Source organism: Psychrobacter sp. T6-1 (genome assembly GCF_052258445.1).
The window spans coordinates 1-932 of sequence record NZ_JBQQFC010000588.1 but is presented as its reverse complement, the minus strand read 5'-3'; the positions used below and the strand labels follow the sequence as shown (position 1 = coordinate 932).

The following is a 932-nucleotide window of genomic DNA, read 5'->3' as shown; positions in this document are numbered from 1 at the left end:
AGCTCATATTGTTCGGTGCAAGTTGCACAATAAAAGTCCGCTACGGGCTTATTATTGGCAAAATCAGCTAAGGGTTGAGTACCGCAGTTGGGACAATAACCATTGTCTTTTACCCACGCCTCGCTTAAAACACGAATAATTTGCGGTCCAGACGTATAATTCTTGGCAAGGCTTTGATTAAAGTTTAGATTCATAAGAGATTATCGTTAAAATGTTGAGAATATCATTATAAAAGTATGAATAAAATGATGACCAATAGGCTATATATCTGGTCTTAAACGCCAAGTTAATCCACAAGCTAAGCAAATGCCATTGAAAACCAAGCGGTTCGGTGCTAAATTCTAGCAAACATCTGCCTTTTGAGTTGCCATGAGCACGCCAACACCACCAATACCGCCAAATAAAACTGACGACACCGATGATACCTCGCCGAATACGCGCATTGATGACGCAGGCTATGATAACAACACGGCGGATTCTGTGACCGATGCGAGCACCGATGCGTCCCTATATGACGATACGCAGGACAAAGCACCTATCACTGATGTGTCCTTAATCAGTGGCCAAACCAAACCGCGTAAATACAAAAAAGATAATCCCTCATTCTTTATGCAGCGTGGCTATCAGATATTGCTCGTCCTTGGACTTATCGCAGCGTTTTTACTCGTCATGGTATACCAAACCTTGTTTGGGCGACTTGACCAGCCCGCGCAAAAAGTCACAATTGAGCAAGGCGATACCTATTATGGATTGTTGCCGCAGTGGCAGCAGCAGATTCCGCTATTCTCAGCGACGATTGGCAAGCTGTATATCAAATCGCAAGTCGACGCCCCTTTGCATGCAGGGATTTATCAGCTCCCTGAGAACCCAACGATGGCAGAAGTGTTGCACGTACTAGAGCAAGGCGCCAAAGTGGCGATGGTCAAAGTACA

Annotated in this window: 1 protein-coding gene and 1 pseudogene; one reads left to right on the top strand and one right to left on the bottom strand. The window is 44.8% G+C overall.

All coding sequences use genetic code 11. The features are described from left to right. On the bottom strand, positions 1 to 194 hold a 194-nt coding region (locus ACTXGO_RS14780; protein WP_443575055.1), incomplete at its 3' end, for a DpnI domain-containing protein. A 175-nt stretch (positions 195 to 369) separates the two neighbouring features. Between ACTXGO_RS14780 and ACTXGO_RS14775 the strand changes: the two are divergent. Then, positions 370 to 932: pseudogene (locus tag ACTXGO_RS14775) on the top strand (endolytic transglycosylase MltG); the annotation flags it as partial.